Origin of the sequence: Pseudomonas sp. SIMBA_041 (assembly GCF_046535095.1) — a bacterium.
Lineage (GTDB): Bacteria > Pseudomonadota > Gammaproteobacteria > Pseudomonadales > Pseudomonadaceae > Aquipseudomonas > Aquipseudomonas mucoides.
The window spans coordinates 521146-537081 of sequence record NZ_JAWRXJ010000001.1 but is presented as its reverse complement, the minus strand read 5'-3'; the positions used below and the strand labels follow the sequence as shown (position 1 = coordinate 537081).

The following is a 15936-nucleotide window of genomic DNA, read 5'->3' as shown; positions in this document are numbered from 1 at the left end:
AGCACTGCGAAAATTGACCGGAAACCGAAAGACAAGTTCCCATAAACGCTGAAAGGTCAATACGAGCAAAATGATACTACTTAGGCGCAAGCTCCCTCAGGTGGCGTGCGACTGCAATCCATGCACCGATATACCCCAACAGCACTGCACCAAGCAAGAGAGACAGACCGTCGGCAACTGGCACTCCGGCCAGCGCGAAATCACTGCCGTACAAACCGGCCAGTCCAACCACAGCGTCGTTCAGCCAGTTCAGGCCAAACGCCAGCACGCCCCAAGACAGCATCCCCGCACCGAAGCCATACAACGCGCCCATATAGAGAAAGGGCCTGCGCACATAGCTGTCAGTGCCACCGACGAGTTTAATCACTTCTATCTCTGTGCGGCGGTTTTCAATATGAAGACGAATGGTATTGCCTATCACCAAAAGTAATGCAGAAACCAGAAGCACGGTCAGACCGAAGACAAAACGGTCGCCCAGCTTGAGGATCGCTGCCAGACGCTCGACCCAGACTAGATCAAGTTGCGCCTGTTGTACCTTCGGCAGCTCGGATAGTTTTTGTCTTAATGCTTCAAGCGCGGGCTTGTCGACTTCGTTCGGCGTCACCAGGACCACGCCCGGCAGCGGGTTTTCCGGCAATTCCTTCAGCGCTTCGCCCAAACCGGACTGCTGCTGAAACTCCTCCAGCGCCTGGTCACGACCGACATATTCAGCATCAGCTACGCCCGGCATGCCTTTGATCTGTTCACGCAGCGCCTCACCCTGTTCTGGACTGGCTTCCAGTTGCAGGTACAGGGAAATCTGCGCCGCACGCTGCCAGGATCCACCCAGACGCTCGACGTTACTTAGCAAAAGTGACAGGCCCATCGGCAAACTCAGCGCAACGGCCATCACCATGCAGGTGAAAAAGCTGCCAATCGGCTGTTTGCCCAAGCGACGCAAACTGTCGAGCAGGCTCGCGCGGTGACTTTCAACCCAGGCACGGAACAACGTTGCAAAGTCCGGACCGTCGTCATCGTCGCGTTTTTTCTTCTGCGGTTGCGGATCGGCGGCCTTCGGGGCTACCCGTTCGGAAACTTTGGGGCTGCGTGTCGCACTCATTCGCCCGCCTCCCCGTCGCCGATCAATCGGCCACGCTGCAGCGTCAACATGCGGTGACGCATACGGGCGATCAGCGCCAGGTCGTGACTGGCGATCAGCACACTGGTGCCCAAGCGATTGATGTCTTCGAACACGCCCATGATTTCGGCGGCCAGTCGCGGGTCGAGGTTACCGGTCGGTTCGTCCGCCAGCAGCAAGGCCGGGCGGTGAACGATGGCGCGGGCGATGCCGACGCGCTGTTGCTGACCGGTGGACAAGTCGCCTGGGTACAAATCGGTCTTGTCCGAGAGCGCCACGCGCTCCAGGGCCGAATCCACGCGCTTGACGATCTCGGCCTTCGACAGACCCAGGATCTGCAAGGGCAGCGCGACGTTGTTGAACACCGTCCGATCGAACAGCAGCTGGTGATTCTGGAACACCACGCCGATCTGCCGGCGCAGGTAAGGAATCTGCGCGTTGCTGATGGTGGCGAGGTCCTGGCCGGCCAGCAGCAATTTGCCGGTGGTCGGACGTTCCATCGCCAGCAGCAGGCGCAACAAGGTGCTTTTACCGGCGCCAGAGTGGCCGGTCACAAACAAGAATTCGCCCCGACGGACTCGAAAGCTCAGCTCATGCAAGCCGACGTGACCGTTCGGGTAGCGTTTACCGACCTGTTCGAAACGAATCATGAACGCTCCCGCTCGGCAAACAGTGCCTGGACAAAGGGTTCTGCTTCAAAAGTACGCAAATCGTCGATGCCTTCCCCGACGCCGATGTAGCGAATCGGCAGGCCAAACTGCTTGGCCAGGGCAAAAATCACCCCACCCTTGGCGGTGCCGTCGAGCTTGGTCAGCGCCAGGCCGGTCAGTTCGACGGTCTGGTTGAATTGCTTGGCCTGGCTGATCGCGTTCTGGCCGGTGCCGGCATCGAGCACCAACAGCACTTCGTGCGGCGCATCGGCGTCGAGCTTGCTGATCACCCGGCGAACCTTCTTCAGTTCTTCCATCAAATTGTCTTTGGTGTGCAGACGACCGGCGGTGTCGGCGATCAGCACATCAATGCCACGGGCCTTGGCGGCTTGCACGGCATCGAAGATAACCGAAGCCGAGTCGGCGCCCGTGTGCTGGGCGATGACCGGAATCTTGTTGCGCTCACCCCAGACCTGCAATTGCTCGACCGCTGCAGCACGGAAGGTGTCACCGGCCGCGAGCATGACTTTCTTGCCTTCGAGCTGCAGTTTCTTCGCCAGTTTGCCGATGGTGGTGGTCTTGCCGGCGCCGTTGACGCCCACCACCAGAATCACGAACGGCTTGTTCTGCGAGGTGATTTTCAGCGGTTGCTCGACCGGCTTGAGCATGGCGGCCAGTTCGGCTTGCAGAGATTTATACAGGGCATCGGAATCGGCCAGTTCCTTGCGCGCGACCTTTTGGGTCAGGCGCTGGATGATCACCGAGGTGGCCTCAACGCCAACGTCGGCGGTCAGCAGGCGGGTTTCGAGGTCTTCGAGCAGTTCGTCATCGATGGCCTTTCTGCCCAGAAACAAGCTGGCCATCCCTTCGCCGATGCTGGCGCTGGTCTTGGACAGGCCTTGCTTGAGGCGGGCGAAGAAACCGGCTTTGGATTCTTCAGTACGCGGCGGCTCGACGGACGTTTCGACGGGCGCGACGACGGGTGCAGGTGCTTGAGCAACCGGAGCAACCGGAGCAACCGGAGCAACCGGAGCAACCGGAGCAACCGGAGCAACGAAAGCAGGAACCACAGGCTCTGCAACCACCGGTTCAAGCTCGGCCACAACCACTGGCGCCACAACCGGTTCAACCACCGGAGCCTGAACTGGCTCAGGCACAAACGCGGTCGGGGCTGGAATCGGCGGCGTAACGTGCGGTGCCAACTCGTCTTCAACGAGGGCAACCGGCTCTTCGGCCACCGGCAGCGTCAGCCAGGGCTCGGCAATCGGGGTCTGGGTGGGTTGTGCAACGGCTTCGGCAACGTGATCCGGCTCGACCACCGGTTGCAACACCGGCTCGGCGATCGGCAAGACAATCGGCGCGAGCTCTTCTTCTATTACCGGCGCCGGCGTGGGCTCAGAAAGTGGCTGTGGCTGTTCGACGGCGGGTTCCTGCGGCTTTTTGCGCAGCCATCCGAACAGGCTTTTCTTCTCGCCAGCCGCAGCTGGGGCTTTCTTGTCGTCGTTGGAACCAAACATGGAGGACGGCTATCTCACGGTAGCGACGCGCCAAAGGGCGCCTCGGCAAATAAATATTCGATGCAGAACAGACTGCGATTGATCCAGCTTGTTCACGCGCAACATTTTGTCGAGGTGCAAACCGCACCCCAAAGGTCGACTAATACGAAGGACTGGAACGGCATCGTCGGCGAAAACGCAGAGTTTAGCTGTCAAACTCATAGCTTGCGCCGCGAACCCAAACAACCTGCAAACCGATCAAAGGCCTGATAGGCGTGGCCGCCAGTAAAACGGACCGTTATCCTAGCACCCTCTCGCCCGCTGACGCTAAGACCAAGCGGGCAGCCCAACAGGTTTAAAAAACGAATGAATGCTCTAGCCCGCCGCGCTGCAGGCCTGCTGCTCAGCACAGTTTGTCTGCCACTGTCAGCCTTGGCTGCCGATCCACAACCCACCCACGAATTCACCCTCGATAACGGCTTGAAAGTTATCGTGCGCGAAGACCATCGTGCGCCGGTGGTGGTGTCCCAGGTCTGGTACAAGGTCGGCTCCAGCTACGAAACACCGGGGCAGACCGGTCTTTCCCATGCGCTGGAACACATGATGTTCAAGGGCAGTGAGAAAGTCGGCCCCGGCGAAGCCTCGCTGATCCTGCGTGACCTCGGCGCCGAAGAGAACGCGTTCACCAGCGACGATTTCACCGCCTACTACCAGGTGCTGGCCCGCGACCGCCTGGGCGTGGCCTTCGAACTGGAAGCCGACCGCATGGCCAGCCTGCGCCTGCCGGCTGACGAGTTCACTCGCGAGATCGAAGTCATCAAGGAAGAACGTCGCCTGCGCACCGACGACAAACCGATGTCCAAGGCCTACGAACGCTTCAAGGCGATGGCTTACCCGGCCAGCGGATACCACACGCCGACCATCGGCTGGATGGCCGACCTGGACCGCATGAAAGTCGAAGAGCTGCGTCACTGGTACCAATCCTGGTACGTACCGAACAATGCCACGCTGGTGGTGGTCGGTGACGTAACCCCGGACGAGGTCAAAGCCCTGGCCCAGCGTTACTTCGGTCCTATCGCCAAGCGCGACGTGCCCCCGGCGAAAATCCCGCTGGAACTGGCCGAGCCAGGCGAGCGCCAGATCACCCTGCACGTGCAAACCCAATTGCCGAGTCTGATGCTGGGCTTCAACGTGCCCAGCATCGCGACCGCCGAAGACAAACGCTCGGTAAATGCCTTGCGCCTGATCTCGGCCCTGCTCGACGGCGGCTACAGCGGTCGCATTCCGGCGCAGCTGGAACGCGGCGAAGAGCTGGTGTCCGGCGGTTCGTCGAGTTACGACGCCTATACCCGCGGCGACAGCCTGTTCACCTTGTCGGCCACACCGAACACGCAGAAAAAGAGAACCATGGCCCAGGCCGAAGCCGGCCTGTGGAAGCTGCTTGAACAACTGAAAACCACTGCGCCGTCGGCCGAAGAGCTGGAGCGCGTGCGAGCTCAAGTGATTGCCGGTCTGGTCTTTGAGCGTGATTCGATCACCAGCCAGGCCACGTCCATCGGCCAACTCGAAACCGTCGGCCTGTCGTGGAAACTGATGGACACCGAACTCAGCGACCTGGAAAGCGTGACCCCGCAAGACATCCAGAACGCCGCCAAGCTGTATTTCACCCGCGAACGTCTCAGCGTCGCCCATGTCCTGCCACTGGAGACGACTCATGAGTGAGCGTAAAAAACCACGCCTGGCCCTGATCGGCCTGATCACTGTCGCCCTGATCGGCTCCGCGGCTTTCTACTTGTCCAGAACCGATGAGTCCAACGCCAGCGAGGCCCTGGACAAAGCCAAATCCAGCCAGAAACTGCAATCGCTGACTGAACTCGACGGCAAGGCGCCAAGCCACCGCACGCTCGACGTACAGACCTGGAACACCGCAGAAGGCGCCAAGGTGATGTTCGTCGAAGCCCGTGAGCTGCCGATGTTCGACATGCGCCTGATTTTCGCCGCCGGCAGCAGCCAGGACGGCAATGCGCCGGGCCTGGCCTTGCTGACCAACGCGATGCTTAACGAAGGCGTGGCCGGCAAAGATGTCGGCGCCATCGCTCAGGGCTTCGAAGGCCTGGGCGCTGACTTCGGCAACGGCGCGTTCAAGGACATGGCTCTGGCTTCCTTGCGCAGCCTCAGCGCCAAGGACAAACGCGAACCCGCCCTGAAGCTGTTTTCCGAAGTGATCGGCAAACCAACCTTCCCCGCCGACTCCTTCGCGCGCATCAAGAACCAGATGCTCGCCGGTTTCGAATACCAGAAACAGAACCCCGGCAAACTGGCGAGCCTGGAGTTGATGAACCGTTTGTACGGCGATCACCCTTACGCGCACTCCAGCGATGGCACGGCGAAAACCGTTCCTGCGATCACCTTGGCGCAGCTCAAAGCGTTCCATGAGAAAGCCTACGCCGCCGGCAACGTGGTAATTGCGCTGGTCGGCGACTTGTCCCGCGCCGAGGCCGAAGCGATTGCTGCGCAAGTCTCCAGTGCACTGCCAAAAGGCCCGGCACTGGCGAAAATTGCACAGCCGCAGGAACCGAAAGCCAGCGTCGGCCACATCGAGTTTCCGTCCAAGCAAACCAACCTGATGCTCGCCCAACTGGGCATCGACCGTGAAGATCCGGACTACGCCGCACTGTCCATGGGCAACCAGATCCTTGGCGGCGGTGGTTTCGGCACCCGTCTGATGAGCGAAGTGCGGGAAAAACGCGGCCTGGCCTACGGCGTGTACTCGGGCTTCACCCCGATGCAGGCGCGTGGCCCGTTCATGATCAACCTGCAGACCCGCGCCGAGATGAGCGAAGGCACGCTGAAACTGGTGCAGGACGTGCTGGCCGACTACCTTAAAACCGGCCCGACGCAGAAAGAACTCGATGACGCCAAGCGTGAACTGGCCGGCAGCTTCCCGCTGTCCACCGCCAGCAACGCCGATATCGTCGGCCAGTTGGGCGCCATGGGTTTTTACAACCTGCCGCTCAATTATCTGGATGACTTCATGCGTGAGTCCCAGAGCCTGACCGTCGACCAGGTCAAGACCGCACTGAACAAACACTTGAGCACGGACAAAATGGTCATCGTCAGCGCTGGCCCGACCGTGCCACAAAAGCCGTTACCGGCCCCATCTGATAAACCTGCCGAGCAGCCGCTCGGGGTTCCGGAGCATTAATGGCCACGCGTCCTAAAAAACCTGTTCACAACGTCCATAACGGCGTGAATCAACTGCGCATCATCGGCGGCGAATGGGGCAGCCGAAAGCTGAGCTTCCCCGATGCCCCAGGCCTGCGCCCGACCCCGGACCGGGTGCGTGAAACCCTGTTCAACTGGCTCGCGCCGTATGTCGCGGGCGCCAAGGTGCTGGACCCGTTCGCCGGCAGCGGCGCACTGTTCCTCGAAGCCCTGTCCCGTGGCGCAGCCATGGGCCAAGCGCTGGATGCCAGCAACATCGCGGTCGCCAGCATCAAGGAGCATCTGGGCACACTGCGTTGCACCACGGGCCAGATTCAGACCGCCGACGCCCTGCGCTACCTGGAAACCCAGACCGCCACGGCGTACGACCTGGTGTTCCTCGACCCACCGTTCAACCAGAACCTGCTGCCGGGCGTCTGCACGCTGCTGGAAGAGCGCCAGTGGCTGGCCGACGAGGCCTGGATCTACACTGAAAGCGAAAACGCGCCGTCGTCCCTTGGTTTGCCAGGCAACTGGCGCCTGCACCGTGAGCAGAAATCCGGGCGGGTTTACTACGCGTTGTGGCAACGTATGGCAGAGATCGCCGGTTAATCGACCGGCCTGAAAAGGTGCGCACCCGTTGCGCACCGCTGCATCGAGAGCAATCGTGTCCCATCCGCCAGACCGCTTCACCCCCGCCTTGGGCCTGGGCAATCCGCACTTGCAAACCTTGTGGGGACCGCTTTGGCGCAAAACCACGCACATCGAACGCGAGCGCGAACGCTTGTGGCTCGAAGACGGCGACTTTCTCGACCTCGACTGGCACGGCCCACACAGCGCGACGGCGCCTCTGGTGCTGGTGTTGCACGGGCTGACCGGTTCGTCGAACTCACCGTACGTGGCCGGCGTGCAAAAGGCCCTCGCCACCCAAGGCTGGGCCAGTGTCGCGTTGAACTGGCGCGGCTGTTCGGGCGAGCCGAATCTGTTGGCGCGCAGTTACCATTCCGGCGCCAGTGAAGACCTCGCCGAAACCATCCGACACCTGCGGGCCAAACGTCCGTTGGCGCCGCTGTATGCGGTGGGTTATTCCCTGGGCGGCAACGTCTTGCTCAAGCACTTGGGCGAGTCCGGCAGTGACAGCGGCGTGACCGGCGCGGTGGCGGTGTCGGTGCCGTTTCGCCTCGACCAGTGCGCGGATCGTATCGGCCAAGGTTTTTCCAGGGTCTATCAGGCGCATTTCATGCGCGAGATGCTCGCCTACATCAAGAACAAACAACGCCAGTTCCAGCATGACGGACGCGAAGATGGCCTCGCGGCGTTGGCGGCACTGGGTTCGCTGGAGAACATGCGCACCTTCTGGGACTTCGATGGCCGGGTCACGGCGCCGTTGAATGGTTTTATCGATGCCGAGGATTACTACCGTCGCGCCTCGAGCCGTTATTTTCTTGGGGAGATTCGCACACCGACCCTGATCATTCAGGCGGCCGACGATCCCTTCGTCTTCCCCCACAGCCTGCCGCAGGCCGACGAATTGTCTGCCTGCACGCAACTGGAATTACAAACCAAGGGCGGGCATGTCGGCTTCGTCGATGGTTCGTTCCGGCAACCGGGTTATTACCTGGAACGGCGTATCCCGCAGTGGCTGGCCGCCGTGGGGCGCATGTAGCCGATGGACGTCGATCAGGGCGAGTCGATCCGCTTCTGGCAAACCGCGCCGCTGGCCGGGGTCGAGTTGCTGTCCGCGCGCTATATCGAACACCGCTTCGCACCCCATGTGCACGATGGTTATGTGATCGGCATGATCATGGCCGGCGCCCAGCGCTATCGCTATCGCGGCGTCGAACACCTGGCTGGCAGCGGCACCTTGGTGTTGATCAATCCGGATGAACTGCATACAGGCCACAAAGGCACCGAGGATGGTTGGCTGTACCGGGCGTTTTATCCGGACAGCGGGCAGTTACTGTCGTTGCTGGCCGAACTGGAATTGCCGACCCATCACTTGCCCATGTTTGGCGCCACGCTGTACCGCGACCCGGACCTGGTGAAGGGTTTTTGCCAACTGCATCGTTTGCTGGAAAGTCCGTCCACGGCACTGCAACAGCAAACGGTCTGGCGGGAAATGATGTTGTCGTTGCTGCAACGACACGCGGCCGTGCCGATTGCCGGCCAACCCGGCAAGGAGCACCGCGCCGTGACACGGGCCAAGGAATTGCTGCATGCGCAATTGGCGGCGCCACCGTCTCTTGAAGAGCTGGCGGCGGCGGTGAATCTTTCGCCTTTTCACTTTGCCCGGGTGTTTCGCCGAGCCACCGGCATGCCGCCGCACACCTGGCTGATGCAACAACGCATCGCCCAGGCCCGGGCGCTGTTGCAGAACGGTTGTTTGCCGCTGGAAGTGGCCACGCAATTGGGGTTTGCCGACCAGAGTCACCTGAGCCGGCAGTTCAAGCAGGTTTACGGGGTGGGACCGGGGGCGTATCGAAGTGCCCGACTGTTTTGAATCGCCTGATACCCCTGTGGGAGCGAGCTTGCTCCCACAGGGATTCGGGGTTATTCGCCGATGGCGATGCCGTGTGCGGGATCGTTGATCCACTCGCTCCACGACCCGGCATACAACGCCCCCAACGGATAACCCGCCAGGCACAGTGCAAACAGGTTATGGCAAGCCGTCACCCCGGAACCGCAGTACGCCACCAGATCGGTCGGCGAACGATCCCCCAGTTTCTCGGCAAAACGCTGCTTGAGCTGATCAGCCGGTAAAAACCGCCCATCGCCGCCGAGGTTGTCGGTAAACGCCGCACATTGCGCCCCCGGAATGTGTCCGGCAATCGGATCAATCGGCTCCACTTCACCTTTGAAACGCGGCAAGGCACGAGCATCCAGTAACGTCAGCGCGGGTTGACCGAGGCGTTTCTGAAGCTGTTCAGCACTGAGGATCAACGCGTTATCCGGCGTCCCGCTGAAGGTGCCCCGTTTGGTGTCGCACGCATCCAGACTCAGCGGCAAACCCGCCGCATGCCAGGCCTTGAGCCCGCCATCCAGAATGAACACGCCGTCACGCTTGCCCAGCCATGCCAGCAACCACCAGGCCCGCGCCGCAAAGGCACCGGGGCCGTCATCGTACAAAACCACTTCGCTGTCGGCGTTGATGCCCCAGGCTTGCAAGCGCTCGATCAAGTCATCCGCTTCAGGCAGCGGATGACGCCCGGTCACGCCCTTGACCACCGTCCCGCTCAAATCACGCTCGAGATCGGCAAACTTCGAACCGGCGATGTGCCCTTCGGCATAACTACGCTGGCCGTAATCCGGGTCTTCGAGGGCAAAACGACAATCGAGAATCACCAACCCCGGCTGGTCCTTTTTCAGGTCCAGTGCTTGCGGGCTGATCAATTGCGCAATGGGCATAGCGGGCTCCTGTGACTAAGTCGGTGTTCGATCCTACTGCACTTCTTCAAGGGCTTGGGCCAACGGCACGTAAAACTCTTCGTACAGCGCATTCACCGCATCACGCGCCTGATCCGTGACGAAACCGGCTTCAAGCACCAACACCTGATACACACCTCGTTTAATGGCTTGTTCACTCAGGTGATTGGAGTTTTCCCGCGTGGTGCACAGGAACCGCACCCAGGACGTCAGGATGATCCACGCGTTCAGCGTCAGGGACTCGATCTGGACCTTATCCATTTGCAGGATGCCGGCCTCGACGAAACCCGCGTAGATGTGCGTGCCATGGATCAGGCAGCGCTGGGAAAACCGTCGGTAACGGGCAGCCAATTCCGGATCGCTGTCGAGCAAGTGCTCAAGATCGCGATGCAAAAACCGGTAGCGCCACATCGCCGCCAGCAGCTCCTGAAGGTAGAAGCGCTTGTCGTCCACCGTCGACGCACGCCCCTGAGGCGGGCGCAGGAAGCTGTCCACCAGGCTTTCGTACTCACTGAACAACACGGCGATGATCGCCTGCTTGTTGGGGAAGTGGTAGTACAGGTTGCCCGGTGAAATTTCCATGTGGGCAGCAATGTGGTTGGTGCTGATGCTGCGCTCACCCTGCTGATTGAACAGCTCCAGGCTGTTCTGCACGATGCGCTCGCTGGTTTTGATCCGAGGGGCCATGGCTTGAGCTTTAATTCAGAGTGCGATGACAGGCATCTTACGACCTATCCGCGAGTGGATAAAACAAAGCTGTTCCAGGATGCCATTTGACTTTCTAGAGCATAGACTCTAAAAAGTCACTCATTACAATAAATCCGGAGCCGACAATGACTGCTGACATCGCCTACCTTCAGAACTTGAATCAGCCTCTGGAAGCAATGCAGGCCCTGTTCGACGCCCAACGCGCCGCCTACGCCGCCAACCCGATGCCGCCGGCCGCCCAGCGCCAGCAATGGCTCAAAGCCTTGCGCGATCTATTGAGCAGCGAGCGCCAGGCACTGATCGAGGCGATCAGCCAGGATTTCAGTCACCGCAGCGCCGATGAAACCCTGCTCGCCGAACTGATGCCCAGCCTGCACGGCATTCATTACGCCAGCCAGCACCTCAAAGGCTGGATGAAGGCCTCGCGGCGCAAGGTGGGCATCGCTTTTCAACCGGCGGCGGCCAAAGTCGTTTACCAACCGTTGGGCGTGGTCGGCGTGATCGTGCCTTGGAACTACCCGCTGTACCTGGCCATCGGTCCATTGGTGGGCGCGCTGTCGGCCGGCAATCGGGTGATGCTCAAACTCAGCGAATCGACCCCGGCCACCGGTTTGCTGCTCAAGGAATTGCTCGCCCGGGTCTTTCCTGAAGACCTGGTGTGCGTGGTGTTGGGCGAATCCGATGTCGGTGTCGCGTTCTCCCGCCTGCGTTTCGATCACTTGCTGTTCACCGGCGCCACCAGCATCGGCAAACACGTGATGCGTGCGGCGGCCGAGAACCTCACCCCGGTAACCCTCGAACTCGGCGGCAAGTCCCCAGCCATCGTGTCCCATGACGTGCCGCTGAAAGACGCCGCCGAACGCATCGCCTTCGGTAAAACCCTGAACGCCGGGCAAACCTGCGTGGCTCCGGACTACGTGTTGGTGCCCGAAGACCGTGTCGATGGTTTCGTCGAAGCCTATCGTCAGGTGGTTCGCGGGTTTTATCCGACGCTGGCTGACAACCCTGACTACACCGCCATCATCAACGAGCGGCAACTGGCGCGTCTCAACGGCTACATCAGCGATGCCACCAGCAAAGGGGCACAGTTGATTCCGCTGTTCGACCAGGGTCAGGGCCGACGCATGAGCCACAGCCTGCTGCTTGACGTCACCGACGATATGACCGTGATGCAGGACGAAATTTTCGGCCCGCTGCTGCCGATCGTGCCGTACAAGCATCTGGATGAGGCCTTTGCCTACATCAACCAACGCCCTCGCCCACTGGCGCTGTACTACTTCGGCTACGACAAACGCGAACAGAACCGCGTGCTCCACGAAACCCACTCCGGCGGTGTCTGCCTCAACGACACGCTGCTGCACGTCGCTCAGGACGACATGCCATTCGGTGGCATCGGTGCGTCGGGCATGGGCCATTACCACGGCCATGAAGGCTTCCTGACCTTCAGCAAGGCCAAAGGGGTGTTGATCAAGCAGCGCTTCAATGCTGCGAAGCTGATCTACCCGCCGTACGGAAAATCCATTCAGAAACTGATCCAGAAGCTGTTCATCCGCTAACGCTCACCACCACCGGGTAACAACAATAATGAGCCCAAGCCTGTCCGATACACCCGCGCTGTCACGGCGCGGCCTGCTGAAATTCAGCCTCGGCGCCAGCGCCTTCCTGGCCACCGCCGGGTTGGGCGCAAGCCTCAGCGGCTGCTCGTCGAGCACCGCAGCGAACGGCTTCGTGATCCTGCGCAGCGGCGACCTGCTGTTTTTGCGCGCACTGACTCCGGTGATGCTCGAGGGTGCGGTCGCTGCCGAGAAAATGCCGGCATCGGTCGACCAGACCTTGCACAGCCTGGATAACAGCCTGAATCACCTGTCGCCGGAAATGCTCAAGCTGACCCAGCAACTGTTCGATGTGCTGGGGATGGCCGTGACGCGCGGACCGCTGACCGGGATCTGGGGCAGTTGGGAAAATGCCAGTGCTGATGAGATCCGGCACTTTCTCGATCGCTGGGAAAACAGTTCGTTGAGCCTGTTGCGCATGGGCCATAGCTCGCTGCAGCAACTGGTGATGATGGCGTGGTACACCCGGGCGGAGTCTTGGGTGCATTGTGGGTATCCCGGGCCGCCTACGGTTTGAGACCGAGTCGACGCCATCGCGGGCAAGCCACGCTCCCACAGGGCTTGAGGCGAGCCATCCTTTTGTGAACAACCCAAAACCTTGTGGGAGCCGGGCTTACCCGCGAAGGCGTCAGCCGCCTCATCACCGCCAATAAAAACAACAAGAGAACCTGAGAATGCCTGTACCCGACCCGTTCCGAGAAGGCCTGTCCCGTGGCTGGAAAACCTACAACGGCGCGCAATTGACCCAAGACCTGACCCTCGAAGCGGACGTCGCGATCATCGGCAGCGGTGCCGGCGGCGGCACCACGGCGGAAATCCTCAGCGCGGCCGGCTACAAAGTGCTGCTGATCGAAGAAGGCCCGCTCAAGACCAGCAGCGACTTCAAGATGCTCGAAGACCAGGCTTACACCAGCCTCTATCAGGAAGGCATCGGGCGCATGAGCAAGGATGGCGCAATCACCATCCTCCAGGGCCGCGCAGTAGGCGGCACCACGCTGATCAACTGGACTTCGAGCTTTCGCACGCCTACCCCGACACTCGAACACTGGGCCAGCGAACACGATGTTAAAGGTCACTCGCCTGCCGACATGGCGCCGTGGTTCGAGAAAATGGAACAACGCCTCGGCGTGGCGCCGTGGAGGGTGCCGCCCAACGCCAACAACGACGTGATCCGCAAAGGCTGTGAAAAACTCGGCTACAGCTGGCACGTCATCCCGCGCAACGTGCGCGGCTGCTGGAACCTCGGCTACTGCGGCATGGGCTGTCCGACCAACGCCAAGCAATCGATGCTGGTCACGACCATTCCGGCGACGCTGGAGAAAGGTGGCGAGCTTCTGTACCTGGCTCGCGCCGAAAAACTGTCGATCAAGGATGGCAAAGTCACTGGCCTGCAATGCGTGGCGATGGACGACCGTTGCGTCGCGCCGACCGGGCGCACGATCACGGTCAAGGCGCGCCATTACGTACTGGCCGGCGGCGGGATCAACAGCCCCGCGTTGCTCCTGCGTTCTGATGCGCCGGATCCGCACAAACGTCTGGGCAAGCGCACGTTCCTGCATTTGGTGAACATGTCCGCCGGGCTGTTCGACGAGGTGATCAACCCCTTCTACGGCGCGCCACAGTCGATCTATTCCGACCATTTCCAATGGCAAGACGGCACCACCGGCAAGATGGCCTACAAACTCGAAGTCCCGCCGCTGCACCCGGCGCTGGCGACGACCCTGCTGGGCGGCTTCGGCAAGGAAAACGCCCAGCACATGGAGCACCTGCCCCATACCCACGCCATGCTCGCGTTGTTGCGCGACGGTTTCCACCCGGACAGCCCCGGCGGCAGCGTCGAACTGCGCGGCGACAATACGCCGGTGCTCGACTATCAGGTCTCGCCCTACGCGTGGGACGGTTTGCGCCGAGCCTTCCACAGCATGGCCGAAATCCAGTTTGCCGGGGGCGCCAATGCAGTGATGCCGATGCACGCCGATGCCCGCTACGTGAAAACCCTGGCTGAAGCGCGCACGTTGATTGATGGCTTGAGCCTTGAGTTGTATCGCACACGCCTGGGCAGCGCCCACGTGATGGGCGGTTGTGCGATGGGCGAAGACCCGAAAAACGCCGTGACCGACAGCCTCGGCCGTCATCACCAGCTGAGCAATCTGTCGATCCATGACGGCTCGCTGTTTCCCACCAGCATTGGCGCAAACCCGCAATTGTCGGTGTACGGGCTGACAGCACAACTGGCCACTGCCCTGGCCGAACGTTTGAAAAACCCATGAAAAGGGAGAATATTCGTATCGTCTATAGTGCTTTCTTACCCAACAGGCGACTTGGCCGACCGGGAAGGCTGCGATACCATCCGACTCCCCAACGGACTCCCGCCAGGACGACGCGATGAACCGAGTGTTGTACCCAGGTACCTTCGACCCTATTACCAAGGGCCATGGCGACTTGGTCGAACGCGCCGCGCGCCTGTTCGATCATGTGATCATTGCCGTCGCCGCCAGCCCCAAGAAAAATCCGTTGTTTCCTCTGGAACAGCGTGTGGAGCTGGCCCGCGAGGTCACTAAACATCTGCCGAACGTTGAAGTCGTCGGTTTCTCGACGCTGCTCGCGCATTTCGCCAAAGAGAAGAACGCCAACGTGTTCCTGCGTGGTTTGCGTGCGGTCTCGGATTTCGAATACGAATTCCAGCTGGCCAACATGAACCGTCAGCTGGCGCCGGATGTGGAAAGCCTGTTTCTTACGCCTTCCGAGCGTTATTCGTTCATTTCCTCAACGCTGGTCCGTGAAATCGCGGCGCTGGGCGGTGATATCACCAAGTTCGTCCACCCTGCGGTGGCGGACGCTCTCACCGAGCGCTTCAAGAAGTAAAGACCGCTCAAGCGGCGCCCGCGTGCACTGCGGGCGCCAATGCGGCACAATTGCGCGCATTGGTTTATTGCGCCCGGGCCTGTCGCCCTGGCTGGAGTTAGCATGTCCCTGATCATCACCGACGATTGCATCAACTGCGACGTCTGCGAACCCGAGTGCCCGAACGCCGCCATTTCCCAAGGCGAAGAGATCTACGTCATCGACCCGAACCTGTGCACGCAGTGTGTCGGCCACTACGATGAACCTCAGTGCCAGCAAGTGTGCCCGGTGGATTGCATTCCGCTGGACGAAGCGCATCCGGAGACTGAAGACGAGTTGATGGAGAAGTACCGGAAGATTACCGGCAAGGCTTGAGTCAGATAGTTTTGTAGAGCCTGTTCGGGCCTCATCGCGGGCAAGCCTGCTCCCACCGTGTTTCGTGTCGTACACAAAACCAATGTGGAGCGGGCTTGCCCGCGATGAGGCCATCAGCCACACCAAAGACGTAACTGCCTTCACTTCCGCTGCTCAAACCCCTCGCCGACACACCCCAGACACCGCACAAACGCCGCTTTCGCCGGGTCAACCACCAACGCCTGCCCCGCATCGCCAACGCCGCCACCCAGCGCGGTAAACGGCAACGACACCACAAACACGCCAGCACCGATCACCGTCGCCACGACCAGCAACGGTCGGGCAATCAGCAAATCACCGATCATGGCGTACGCCGGGGGATTCTGGAGGGTGTAGAGCGGGTCGCCGCTGCCGCTCTCTGCCGCAAACGCGCCGGCATTGGCGCCCAGCAGGCAGACAACGACAAGGATTCGAAACAGGTTCATGGCACGGTCCTTATGCGAGGCAGTGAGAACACTGACTATAGA

16 protein-coding genes are annotated in these 15936 nt (G+C 60.8%); 10 read left to right on the top strand and 6 right to left on the bottom strand.

Annotated features, from left to right (window positions below; genetic code table 11):
- Positions 1 to 76 precede the first annotated feature (76 nt).
- Genes ftsX through ftsY form a run of 3 tightly spaced genes read right to left on the bottom strand, consistent with a single transcriptional unit; the run spans position 77 to position 3284 of the window.
- Positions 77 to 1099, bottom strand: a complete 1023-nt coding sequence (gene ftsX / locus SB725_RS02500; protein WP_194940450.1) for a permease-like cell division protein FtsX — start codon at positions 1097 to 1099, stop codon at positions 77 to 79.
- Positions 1096 to 1767 carry a cell division ATP-binding protein FtsE gene (gene ftsE / locus SB725_RS02495; RefSeq protein ID WP_027926547.1) on the bottom strand — a complete coding sequence of 224 codons (672 nt, stop codon included), beginning with the start codon at positions 1765 to 1767 and terminating at the stop codon, positions 1096 to 1098. The genes ftsX and ftsE overlap by 4 nt, the downstream gene beginning before the upstream one ends.
- On the bottom strand, positions 1764 to 3284 hold the full coding sequence (ftsY, locus tag SB725_RS02490) for a signal recognition particle-docking protein FtsY (RefSeq protein ID WP_410921222.1): 1521 nt from the start codon (positions 3282 to 3284) through the stop codon (positions 1764 to 1766). Before ftsY ends, ftsE begins: the two co-directional genes overlap by 4 nt.
- Positions 3285 to 3629: 345 nt before the next feature.
- Here ftsY and SB725_RS02485 point away from each other — a divergent pair, with 345 nt between their 5' ends.
- From SB725_RS02485 to SB725_RS02465, 5 genes are read left to right on the top strand one after another with little or no spacing between them, the layout of a single operon-like run.
- Positions 3630 to 4985, top strand: coding sequence for a M16 family metallopeptidase (locus SB725_RS02485; protein ID WP_410921221.1), 1356 nt, complete (start codon positions 3630 to 3632; stop codon positions 4983 to 4985).
- Complete coding sequence (locus SB725_RS02480; protein ID WP_027926544.1) at positions 4978 to 6468, top strand: M16 family metallopeptidase; 1491 nt, start codon at positions 4978 to 4980, stop codon at positions 6466 to 6468. The genes SB725_RS02485 and SB725_RS02480 overlap by 8 nt, the downstream gene beginning before the upstream one ends.
- Positions 6468 to 7079 (top strand): 16S rRNA (guanine(966)-N(2))-methyltransferase RsmD, encoded by a 612-nt coding sequence (gene rsmD / locus SB725_RS02475; protein WP_027926543.1) that lies wholly within the window; start codon positions 6468 to 6470, stop codon positions 7077 to 7079. The genes SB725_RS02480 and rsmD overlap by 1 nt, the downstream gene beginning before the upstream one ends.
- Before the next feature lie 55 nt (positions 7080 to 7134).
- The gene (locus SB725_RS02470) at positions 7135 to 8133 is read left to right on the top strand and encodes a hydrolase (RefSeq protein ID WP_059182015.1); all 999 of its coding nucleotides are present in this window, start codon (positions 7135 to 7137) and stop codon (positions 8131 to 8133) included.
- A 3-nt stretch (positions 8134 to 8136) separates the two neighbouring features.
- The gene (locus SB725_RS02465; protein WP_027926541.1) at positions 8137 to 8967 is read left to right on the top strand and encodes an AraC family transcriptional regulator; all 831 of its coding nucleotides are present in this window, start codon (positions 8137 to 8139) and stop codon (positions 8965 to 8967) included.
- A gap of 50 nt (positions 8968 to 9017) precedes the next feature.
- On the opposite strand, the gene SB725_RS02460 is transcribed toward SB725_RS02465, so the two are convergent.
- Positions 9018 to 9872, bottom strand: a complete 855-nt coding sequence (locus SB725_RS02460) for a sulfurtransferase (RefSeq protein ID WP_059182014.1) — start codon at positions 9870 to 9872, stop codon at positions 9018 to 9020.
- Between the two features lie 33 nt (positions 9873 to 9905).
- Positions 9906 to 10577: a TetR/AcrR family transcriptional regulator gene (locus SB725_RS02455; protein ID WP_027926539.1), complete on the bottom strand. Its 672-nt coding sequence runs from the start codon at positions 10575 to 10577 to the stop codon at positions 9906 to 9908.
- Between the two features lie 146 nt (positions 10578 to 10723).
- Between SB725_RS02455 and SB725_RS02450 the strand changes: the two genes are divergently transcribed.
- The 5 genes from SB725_RS02450 (at position 10724) to SB725_RS02430 (ending at position 15430) form a co-directional block, all read left to right on the top strand.
- Complete coding sequence (locus SB725_RS02450; protein WP_059182013.1) at positions 10724 to 12154, top strand: coniferyl aldehyde dehydrogenase; 1431 nt, start codon at positions 10724 to 10726, stop codon at positions 12152 to 12154.
- 28 nt (positions 12155 to 12182) lie between these two features.
- Entirely contained in the window at positions 12183 to 12728 is a 546-nt protein-coding gene (locus tag SB725_RS02445) for a hypothetical protein (RefSeq protein WP_027926537.1), read from the top strand.
- 157 nt (positions 12729 to 12885) lie between these two features.
- Positions 12886 to 14481 (top strand): GMC family oxidoreductase, encoded by a 1596-nt coding sequence (locus SB725_RS02440; RefSeq protein WP_027926536.1) that lies wholly within the window; start codon positions 12886 to 12888, stop codon positions 14479 to 14481.
- A gap of 115 nt (positions 14482 to 14596) precedes the next feature.
- Positions 14597 to 15076: a pantetheine-phosphate adenylyltransferase gene (coaD, locus tag SB725_RS02435; protein WP_007945531.1), complete on the top strand. Its 480-nt coding sequence runs from the start codon at positions 14597 to 14599 to the stop codon at positions 15074 to 15076.
- Between the two features lie 102 nt (positions 15077 to 15178).
- Positions 15179 to 15430 carry a YfhL family 4Fe-4S dicluster ferredoxin gene (locus SB725_RS02430; RefSeq protein ID WP_007945532.1) on the top strand — a complete coding sequence of 84 codons (252 nt, stop codon included), beginning with the start codon at positions 15179 to 15181 and terminating at the stop codon, positions 15428 to 15430.
- A 140-nt stretch (positions 15431 to 15570) separates the two neighbouring features.
- On the opposite strand, the gene SB725_RS02425 is transcribed toward SB725_RS02430, so the two are convergent.
- Positions 15571 to 15894, bottom strand: coding sequence for a hypothetical protein (locus SB725_RS02425; RefSeq protein ID WP_059182012.1), 324 nt, complete (start codon positions 15892 to 15894; stop codon positions 15571 to 15573).
- Positions 15895 to 15936 lie beyond the last annotated feature (42 nt).